Origin of the sequence: Sedimentitalea sp. (assembly GCF_039973035.1) — a bacterium.
GTDB lineage: Bacteria > Pseudomonadota > Alphaproteobacteria > Rhodobacterales > Rhodobacteraceae > Sedimentitalea.
On record NZ_JBDWLR010000081.1, the window covers coordinates 1 to 9,666 of the forward strand.

General features: G+C 55.1%; 10 protein-coding genes and 2 pseudogenes. 7 read left to right on the forward strand and 5 right to left on the reverse strand.

Annotated features, from left to right (window positions below; translation table 11 throughout):
• The 5 genes and pseudogenes from ABJO75_RS19455 to ABJO75_RS19475 form a co-directional block, all read right to left on the reverse strand.
• A partial coding sequence (locus ABJO75_RS19455; protein ID WP_348134007.1) for an IS5 family transposase occupies positions 1-564 on the reverse strand: 564 nt, incomplete at its 3' end.
• Between the two features lie 474 nt (positions 565-1,038).
• Positions 1,039-2,094 (reverse strand): plasmid replication protein RepC, encoded by a 1,056-nt coding sequence (repC, locus tag ABJO75_RS19460; RefSeq protein WP_348134009.1) that lies wholly within the window; start codon positions 2,092-2,094, stop codon positions 1,039-1,041.
• Positions 2,095-2,332: 238 nt separating this feature from the next.
• The gene (repB, locus tag ABJO75_RS19465; protein WP_348134011.1) at positions 2,333-3,301 is read right to left on the reverse strand and encodes a plasmid partitioning protein RepB; all 969 of its coding nucleotides are present in this window, start codon (positions 3,299-3,301) and stop codon (positions 2,333-2,335) included.
• Positions 3,301-4,500: a plasmid partitioning protein RepA gene (gene repA / locus ABJO75_RS19470; protein ID WP_348134013.1), complete on the reverse strand. Its 1,200-nt coding sequence runs from the start codon at positions 4,498-4,500 to the stop codon at positions 3,301-3,303. The genes repB and repA overlap by 1 nt, the downstream gene beginning before the upstream one ends.
• A gap of 862 nt (positions 4,501-5,362) precedes the next feature.
• A pseudogene (locus tag ABJO75_RS19475) lies at positions 5,363-5,488 on the reverse strand (integrase); the annotation flags it as partial.
• A gap of 579 nt (positions 5,489-6,067) precedes the next feature.
• Here ABJO75_RS19475 and ABJO75_RS19480 point away from each other — a divergent pair.
• From ABJO75_RS19480 to ABJO75_RS19510, 7 genes and pseudogenes are all read left to right on the forward strand, one after another.
• Positions 6,068-6,307: a hypothetical protein gene (locus ABJO75_RS19480; protein WP_348134015.1), complete on the forward strand. Its 240-nt coding sequence runs from the start codon at positions 6,068-6,070 to the stop codon at positions 6,305-6,307.
• Positions 6,308-6,531: 224 nt separating this feature from the next.
• Positions 6,532-6,780, forward strand: coding sequence for a hypothetical protein (locus ABJO75_RS19485; protein WP_348134016.1), 249 nt, complete (start codon positions 6,532-6,534; stop codon positions 6,778-6,780).
• A complete protein-coding gene (locus tag ABJO75_RS19490; protein WP_348134018.1) occupies positions 6,777-7,067 on the forward strand; it encodes a metalloregulator ArsR/SmtB family transcription factor in 291 nt (96 codons plus the stop codon). Before ABJO75_RS19485 ends, ABJO75_RS19490 begins: the two co-directional genes overlap by 4 nt.
• Positions 7,064-8,122 (forward strand): permease, encoded by a 1,059-nt coding sequence (locus tag ABJO75_RS19495; protein ID WP_348134020.1) that lies wholly within the window; start codon positions 7,064-7,066, stop codon positions 8,120-8,122. Before ABJO75_RS19490 ends, ABJO75_RS19495 begins: the two co-directional genes overlap by 4 nt.
• A 14-nt stretch (positions 8,123-8,136) precedes the next feature.
• Positions 8,137-8,769, forward strand: coding sequence for a class I SAM-dependent methyltransferase (locus ABJO75_RS19500; protein WP_348134022.1), 633 nt, complete (start codon positions 8,137-8,139; stop codon positions 8,767-8,769).
• The gene (locus tag ABJO75_RS19505; protein ID WP_348134023.1) at positions 8,766-9,002 is read left to right on the forward strand and encodes a thioredoxin family protein; all 237 of its coding nucleotides are present in this window, start codon (positions 8,766-8,768) and stop codon (positions 9,000-9,002) included. Before ABJO75_RS19500 ends, ABJO75_RS19505 begins: the two co-directional genes overlap by 4 nt.
• A 373-nt stretch (positions 9,003-9,375) precedes the next feature.
• A pseudogene (locus tag ABJO75_RS19510) lies at positions 9,376-9,666 on the forward strand (ISKra4 family transposase); the annotation flags it as partial.

The window sequence follows — 9,666 nt, forward strand, 5'->3', positions numbered from 1 at the left end:
TAGGGCAGTTTCATCGCCAATCCGTTCGGTGGTCAGCCGTGAAGCGACGATCTCGCCACTGTCCGGATCCAACCCGACATGGAGCTTGCGCCAGGATTTGCGGGTCTTTCCCGCCCCATGCTTAGTCTCGTTCCATCCAGATCCACGATGGATACTCAAACCGGTGCTATCCACGATCAGCGTGATCGGCCCTTTCGCTTCTGGCGAAGGTTGCAGGACATGTAGACCTTTGCCCCGGCGTGAAAGGGTCGAGAAATCCGGCACCGGCAGAGACAGGCCCAGCAGCCGCATCAGAGATCGCACCATCCCCTGCACCTGCCGCAGTGGCTGATGAAACACCAGCCTCAGCGCAAGACAGTTCTCGATGGCAAAGTCCGAGTATCTGCACTGGCCACCACGACCGATACGTCGGCGGGGCGACCATTTACGGACCGCCTCTTCGTCAAACCAGATGCTCAAATCACCCCGCCGACGAAGTGCCTCGTTGTACTCGGGCCAGTTGGTGACGCGGTATTTCGCTGCCGGAAATTTGTTGCGATGCGCGGCATTGAATTTGTGGGGCATTCGCACGCTGCTCTCTGTTAGGTATCCAACCTACCGCGAACGCGCTGACCGCTGCAACAAGGTGATTCTGACCCATGCAACAAGCTGCCACTGCGGGATATCTCATATCCGCATCTCCGAAAACTCGGGTGCGACTGGCATTCCCATTGAACTACCGAGAACGGCTTTTCCCGAATTTGTTCGGCGATTTTGAACTACCGGTATGATGGTAACTGTCCCTTAGAAGCTCGCGAGAGGATCTCGATTGATCTGTCTTTGAAGCGCTGGTCGCCGTACACCTGTTGTGCCTGAATAGGATCGATTGCCTGGATGTCCACCGCGGTGGACATGGCTAGCTTATATATCGAGAAGCTGCGGTGAATGCGGAGTTCACTTCCACGTTGCATACCGGATCTCAGTGACCTATCATTTCCTCATTCCATTTTTCAGCTTCCATGTCTAGATTTGTGCGATACATGTCCACCGCGGTGGACGTTAAGTGGAGTGTATGCTGGCTACTGCCAGGCGCTTGATTAGTGCAGCAGGATTAAACTGACTTTGCCTCTGACCTAAAGTGATGCTGTGGAAATATGCACCAAAGTCTCTGACTCGTTCGCCAAATTGAAGCAGGATGAAGACGGCACACGACGCTTTCCGTACTCCAATGGCATTCGCTGCTTTTTCGAAAGCTCCTGGATGAATACCCATCATCGGTGCGAGAGTTCGAGCATGGTTTGCAATATCAATCCAATTTCTAAGTTTGTTGGTCGTGAAGGATGCCGCTTGATCGCACACGGATGTCAGCAGTTGTGGTTCCAACAATGGATCCGCTGGGGTCTTTTCTAAATCTTTTCTTTCTTCTTCAGACTTAGATTGATGCCGGACAGTTTGACCGTCATTGGCGGGCAATGTCATTGTTTCGGGGGCATCTGGCTCCATGGAAATCAGTTCGAATTCTGCGTCCGTGCCGGCGAGTAAAGCACGATATTCGGAGAGGCTCAATTTTCTGCGTAGCGCTTTGCGAGCGTCTCGGATGAATGGGTTCCTGTGATTTAGCTCTTCGAGTTGAGCCAATTTTGTCAGGATCTGTTTACGTAGAAAGATCTGGTCGCGTCGGTTGTGTTCTATCTCCTGCGCCAGGGCTACAAGCTCGCTGGCACGTTGGAGTAGTGGGGCGAGTGATAAGCCGTAGCTGATGCATTCACCATTAGACGAGCGAACACGGTAGCGTTTTCGGTTGGAGCTGTCATTGCGCGTAATGAAACCGAGCTCGACAAATCGGTTGATGTGCCTCCGGAGTGTGCGCTCATCTATTCCACCAACCCGCTGGCAGATCGAGTAGTTGGAGGCGAAAACTGTTTCACCGTGACCTGGTTTCAAGAAACTTAGCATCGCTTGGAGTGTGTGAATGTGGCTTGGGCGAAGGTCAAATAGACTGCGAGCATCTCTGAGCGCTCTGAAAATGCCCCAGATGTCAGTCGTTGATGATGTTGTTGAGTTGGGTGCTGTAGAAGCACCAGCTATTTCGATCGATGGTTTTGTTAATGCCATGTTATGTGAACTTGGACCATTGTGGCCCACAACTTCCCAAGCTTTTCCCACGATTTCATGTGAGAAAAGACAATAAAGGGACGTCCACCGAATCGGTGACTCTTGACCGTTTTGTCGGAGCTTGCTACACCAAAGATGCTAATCAGATGATGAGGGCTCTCCAGGGGAAACTTTGGGGGGCTCTTTTCTTTATGGTCTTCGCCGTTCTCCTCTGCTCGTGTTTTGATTCCGGCTGGGGCTAGGGTCCCGTGCCTCGCTCATTCTGCCATTTGTCGAAGAGCTGCTTAAGTACAGCTTCTGCATGCTCTTCGAACCACTGGCTGAATTCTGGATTATTTTTTCGGGCGACTCTGACGGCGACTGCCTTTTGATCAATGGAAAGTGTCCCAACGCAACTGCCGTTCTCATCTTTGACAACCATCGTTTTGCTGCCACCGGTCGACTTTACTGGGCTTCGCTCTTTGCTTGAGCATGCCGTGTATACCGCATTAAATTTTTCGGAGCTGGGGGTGCCCTCGGGCAGTTCGGCGATTGTCCTACTAGCTATGTCTACGAGATTCGCCTTCTCTGAGAAAATGGCCAAGTCACCCCATTGTCGCCGCCCGATACCGTGGGCTGGCCCGATGATGTGAATGAGCTGATCGGGCAATTGCTCTATGACAACACGATGGTTGGATACACCTTGCCTCGTCAGTCCGAGAGCATCTTGGATAACACCAGGTTTGTACCCAGCTTCCTGCATCTCTTTAATAAACATCGCTTTTTCAATAAACGATGGGTCCAAACGGAGGTTGTTCTCTTGGCCTTGTGCAATCAGCGAGGCGTCATCGTCCAATGTTCGCACGATTGCCTTAACCGGGCCACCAACCTTTCGGATCGCGGCAAGTCTGCGCCGACCGTAGACAATGCGGTATCGGTCCGGTTGGTTGGAGGGTCGGACCATGATTGGTACTTGCTGACCATGCTTCCGGATGCTCTCGGCCAACTCGCCGATGCTGTTGTCTTCCAGTATCAAGCGATCTCTTAGGCCATCCATGTCGATCTGGGCGGGATCGATGTCGCGAATCGAATTGGCGGTGATCTCGCGAAGCGAGTCACGTAGGCCTCCGACCGAGCCTGGCAGCTTCGCTGGTTTGGCTCGGGCAGGGGAGGGGGGTGCCGCGTCGTGTTCGTCTTTGGGAGGTTGGTTAAAAATGTTTCGGGCCATCAGCGACGTCCCCATGCCATCTGGATCGTTTGCTCCAGCTCGTCGGCAACGCCGTTCACGCTGGTCAAGGCGCGATCAATTGTTTTTCTGATGAACTGGCTCGGATCCACTTCGTATACGGTCTGCTGGGTCATTCCAGCGTCTGAGATTGCTGTCGACTTCAACATCGGCTCGGTCATGACTTGACCGGCTAGAATCGATCTCAAATAGCCGGCCATTTGGGTTTGGGGGCCGTCGGAGGGCTCGTACCTAGTAATCAGGAACTTGACGAAATCCCAAGTAACACGCCGCCCAATGGCCTCTTCAACTGCTTTCACGGTTTCTGATGCGAGCTTCAGAAATTGACTCATCGACGCAATGTCGAGCATCCCCGGGACAACCGTCACCAGAAGGCCAGTGGAAGCCGCCAGGGCAGTCAAAGTGAGAAAGCCTAGTTGTGGCGGGCAATCGATCAGGACGATGTCATAGTCGGCTTCAACCTCTTCTAAGGCCAACGCGAGACGTTCAGCAAATATTGGCTGTACTCGACCTGCGAGCGCATTTGCCGTCTCGGTCTCGTACTCCGACAGCATCAATCCGGCCGGAACCATGTCGAGCTTATGAAAATAGGTTTTCTGTATGACCTCTGAGAGCGGAACTTGGTCCTGGTATTTAAGGGCATCATAGATCGTGCCGCCTTCGGCGAACTCGAGTTCAGGTCGAAAGCCGAAAAAGGTTGTCAGACTTGCCTGTGGGTCAAGATCCAGAACGAGTACACGGTAACCACGCAAGGCATAGCGCTGCGCCAAGTGGATTGTCGCTGTTGTCTTAGAGGAACCGCCTTTGAAGTTGACGACCGAAATGACTTGCAGACGGTCGCCGCTACGACGTCCGGGCCGGTAGGCGTCCACGTTCTTTCCGGTGCGGCTAAGAATTTCACGGAGTTTATCAACTTCTTCGGCTTCATATGCTCTGTGACCGCGACTGTCTGTGCGAACTTCGGGAAAGCTGCCGTCTTTGTGGCGATTGCGTAGGTTGGACGTGCTGACACGCAGCAGACCTGCTACCTCTGATGAACTGAAGCTCCGAAGGGCTTTGCGCTCTTCGGGCTCGAACGCAATCTTCATCTGGCGATCCAATGACTCGGCCAGATTATCTGCAAACGCTCCGATGTCAGAAGAGCCTATGCCTGGTGTGTATCCAACGCTACGATCATCCATGTACTGCCGCCTAGGTTCGGCCTTTGCTAAGGCTCTCTTTCGTTCTGACGGCGCACAGCGTGCCTGACGCGTTTGGCCGTCAGGATGGGAATGCCACGATCCAGTGAATCCGGCAAGAAGAATCTAAATATAGTGTAAAAGTTATCCACAACATCAATAGGCGTTGCAGCGTGAATGTTGATATAAGCCATTGAAATAATTAGTTTAAAGTCAGTAATGTCTGTACCTTGCCACTTTCTTAGAGAATTGCTGGGTAAGAGGCAAAGCCAAGCAAAAAACGAGGATCTTGGCTACTCAATCTGTCGTCGACAGTTGGATTCTGTCTGTCGTCGACAGTTGGATTCTGTCGGATTCGGGTCGGGAGCTTACCCTTACGCACGGCCTTCTTCAGCCAACACAAGGCCAATTCTCTCAACACGTTCCAGCAGCAATTTGAGCGAAGATTTCTGCTAACTTTTGCATCATGCGATGGGTGTTAGCGCATCGGCTTCAACCGGTCGCAGGTCGCCTGTAGCATAAATTTTGGATCCGTTCTTTTGATGGTCGCGACGACAGAAGGAAGGGGCTATTTGTTCTAAGCGCCCAGCGTGCCTAAGTAACTCGACAGGCAGAAATCCGTCACAGACATATGCTTTGCGCCCAAAGCGATGGTGGGGCAGGGAGCCATTGATGATCTACAGCCCATCTTTGTAGGCCATACCGGACTGCGGAGGTCGCACATGTGACACCCAAATCTGTGCGGTTTGTTTCAATCGAGCCAAGTAGTTGTCCCATCGCGCCTGTGGCACCTTGCGTGATGCCGTCAGATACATAGTGCGAAGTCGAGGTTGTTGCTAAATCGGTCTATAGAGTGTGCTGAGGCGAGGCCGGCATTGGTGAGGTTGACCCGAAACGGGTTCCTACGACGCTGGTAGCGGCGGGTCATTTCGACAAAGGTGTGGGCGAGATGTTACTGGAGAATGCGCTCGTTGACTTCCGCCGAACTGGCGTTTGCAGCGAATGGTTCGAGAACAGCGCCATCATATAGGACTTCCATTCAGCCACTGTTGTCGCGATCGCCGAAGACCGTCAGCAGATCTCAGGAATACAATCGCCTTGTCCGGCAGTCCGCAAAAAATCTACGGGCAGGGTGGCAACTTGTGATCCGGTTTGAACCCGCGATGCGTATGTTCCTAGGAAAAGTCTGACATGCGGCGATCAATCCTACTGACCGAGCGGACAGGGCAACTGCATGCTCATTGCTGTATCGCTCTTGCAGTGTTGACACATTATTTTCGTTACCGGATCACTTGAGTCGTCGATAGAATAGGCTGGATGGTGAGGTCTCCGGACTGTGGTTCCTGTCTCATGAAATCCGTTTAGCTCTGTCGTGAAAGTACTGTCAGGGAACCTCATGGACATCTGTCGACCTTGTCGGACTTCTACTTGAAAGGGCGAGTTGAAAGGGCGAGGTTCCAGCCATGAGCCGCGAAAATGAGCCGTATCTGTATCTGCGGGGCTCAATTTCATATTGTCCGATAATGCAAACTTATTGGATGTAAGAAAGAGGGGCAGGGTGAAGCGGTCTATGCGCAAACTGGTAGCGGAAAGCGCCGCGGTTGGGTGGCCTTGTGGTATGAACTATGCTGCTGACGACTTCGACACCCTACCCCGCATGCCCCCATGGGTCACCTCTGCGCGAACCGAAACTCCTGAAGATGTGGTGTTTTTGTCGGACGCCGCGCTCGGCAACTTGCAACTTGTGGTGGGCCGAATAGAGGCTGCCCCGGGTCCTGCTTCGGGAGCGACTGGCATTGCCGGTGGCTGAGACGTGTGTCGCCCTGACCGGATGGTCGGAAAGGGTAGGGGATCTGCACGAAGCAATTGCCTGCCTGCAGCCCGGCGAGCATCTGGGCCCGGCCGGGGAGGTCTACTTGTCCAAGCGCCATGTGGTGGAGTGGCCGGTTTCATTCAAGACGCTGGAATGGGCGCTGCCGACCGTCGAGCCCGAAGATCGCGACACGGATGGATGCTGGGCAAGGATCGCCTCTCGTGCGGGCGACGACGGTCCTGCAGACGGTTCTGAAGGATCGCCCCCGGGACGCCGCGTCCGTGTTGCTGCTTGCCGAGGCCGCTCTGGCGCTGGCGTTCGGATGGGCACATGTCGTGCCGCTCCTAGCGGTCGGACCGGGCGCGATACAACCGCAAGGACTATGCCAGAATTCTAAACATGGATTGACCAAGATCAAAGCGCTGCATCTGTGTGTATGCGCCAATGCGCAAAAGCAGGAGGCCCCATGATTCTCACAGTCCTATCGGCACTGGCCGAGCCTACGCGGTTCAAGGCGATGCAGTTGCTTGGTGACGACACTGAGCACTGTGTTTGCGAGTTGATGAAAAAGCTCGGCGCGACGCAAAGCCGAATGTCGCGCCACATGCAGGTTTTGAAGCAGGCGGGATTGGTGGTGGATCGACGAGACGCGCAATGGGTGCGGTATCGTCTGAACCCTGACCTCCCACCAGAACTCGCCAAGGTGCTCGACGCGGTCCTGGCTTTGGAAACAGAACCTGAAAGGAAGGTCGCATGAGCGCTCAAACGCATGATCCCGCCACGCAACACGATTTGCCCGACTGGCTTTGGTATGTGGGTGTGCCCATCGCGGGCGTGTTACTGTATCTATTGTATGGCCAGCTGATCCCAATCGCGGAATGGGTGACAGCGCTGTTTCCCGTGGCGCGTGACAGCCATACTGGGGAGGCCATCGCCTTCTTCGTTTATGATGTGCCCAAGGTGCTGCTGCTGCTAACTGGCATCGTCTTTGTCACCGGCGTGTTGCGGAGCTGGTTTTCACCAGAAAAGACCCGTGCAATCCTCGCGGGCAAACGCGAGATCTGGGGCTATCCGCTCGCGTCCCTTCTGGGCGTGTTGACGCCGTTCTGCTCCTGCTCGTCAGTGCCACTGTTCATTGGGTTCGTCTCGGCGGGGATTCCACTTGGCGTCACCTTTTCGTTCCTCATTGCAGGACCTTTGGTGGGTCCGGTCGGGCTGGGGCTGCTCTACGGCCTTGTCGGCTGGCAGATCGCCACGATTTACCTTGTCTTCGGTTTTACGATCGCGACCGTGGCAGGGTTCGTGCTGGGTCGCATGGGACTGGAGCGGTATCTGCAGGACTGGGTCCGCGAACTGAACGCCGGGACCGTCGGCGACCTTCCCGAAGAGCGGCTGACGCTCGTCGACCGGCTCAAGGTCGGGGTGGAACAAGTGCGCGAAATCGTCGGCAAGGTCTGGATCTGGGTGCTGGTCGGCATAGGCATCGGTGCCGCCATTCACGGCTATGTTCCCGAGGAGATGATGCTGCGGATCATGGGCGGTGAGACCTGGTGGTCGGTTCCGGCGGCTGTCGCCGTGGGCGTGCCCATGTATACGAATGCTGCTGGAGTGATCCCCATTGTCGAGGCACTGCTGGGCAAGGGGGCTGCGCTTGGCACGACGCTTGCATTCATGATGTCAGTGATTGCGCTGAGCTTGCCGGAAATGATTATTCTCAAGCAAGTACTGACCTACCGGCTGATCGCGATCTTCATCGCTGTCGTCGCATCGGGTATCCTCGCCACCGGCTTTCTGTTCAACTCCCTGCTGTAAGAGAGGTGCGCGGCATGGATATCGGCAAGCATTGGGATACCGCCTATCTGGCTCGGGACGAGAACACGCTGACCTGGTTCGAAGATGTGGCTGTGGTCTCGCTACGGCTCGTTCGCCAACATTTGCCGCGAGGTGGGGTGATGATCGACGTCGGCGGCGGTACATCTCGTCTTGTCGATCATGTGCTGGACGAAGGTCTGGGAGCGATGACAGTCCTTGATCTGTCCTCGGAGGCGTTGGAAATCACGCGGGCGCGGCTGGGTTCGCATACCGTTGGTGTCTCGCTGATAGTGGCGGATATCTGTGCCTGGACGCCCGACCGGGCCTACGATCTCTGGTTTGATCGTGCTGTCTTTCATTTTCTGACGGACCCGTTAGATCAGCGGCACTACCTCGAAACGCTGGGGGCGAGCCTGCGGCCAGGCGGCGTCGCAGCCATAACCACATTCGATCTCACGGGGCCGGAGCGTTGCTCCAATCTCCCTGTGCTGCGATATTCGCCCGAAACGCTTGCAGGGCAGATCGACAGCCTGATCCCGGACCTGCTGACTCCGGTCCACGCAGAGCGCCATGCCCACCGGACGCCCAAGGGCAATGTCCAGAATTTCCAAGTCTCGGTCTATCGCAAGAAGGATACTCGAACATGAAAACAGTCAATGTCTACGGCCCCGGCTGCAAACGCTGCGAAGCGACCGAAGCCATGATCAAGGACGCGGCATCGCGGTTGGGCGTGGAGGTCGAGGTCTTGAAGGTCACCGATGCGAAATCCATTGCAATGGCAGGTGTGATGTCCACGCCGGGCATCTCGGTGGACGGCAAGCTTGTCCACGCGGGCGGCTTGCCTGATGTTGCCAAGCTCGACGTTTGGCTCACGGCATGACCCCTGCCATGTTGATCTGCCCTGATTAGCAGGGTGGACTAGATCGCGGGCGTTCGCGCCGGTTGCGCAATCCGGCCGACACTGGTTGGGATCGCAGCAAGGGATTTGATACTCGCGCCTGTCCCGCCCGACGACCTGAGCTGTGTTCTCATCGCTTGGCTGGCATTGAACGATGTCCTGATCAGGCTGCTGGATGCTCCGCCTGTTAGCTTGGCATCAGACCACGATTCTGCGCACCGGGCAATTACAGGTGCAATGAGCCTCCGGCCTCAGCTAGCCAGGGATTTCGAATCGCGCGGAGTTGATCGAGAGTGGGCAAAACTTGGGGGTGTTCTGCTAAGGTCTTTGAGTTTTTGAACACTTGGAGGCTGGCATGGACGTAGGAATTAATGTGGAAACTACGACTGAGGCTGGGAAAAAGCGAAAGCAGCAGATCATTAGTTTCAATCTTCCTGGCCGGTATCACGGTGATTTGGGGCTCAAACTTGAGCACAGCAAGACGCTTCTCGCCCAACTTCATTTGGCCATTATCCAGCATCAAATTGAGGAAATCTCTGACGCGAGCCTTAGCTGCCCTTGCTGCGGTCGTACCATGCCCATTCACGATTATCGGACCCGGGTGATCGATACTCTCTTTGGACGGTTTCCGGTTAGGGTGCCGCGG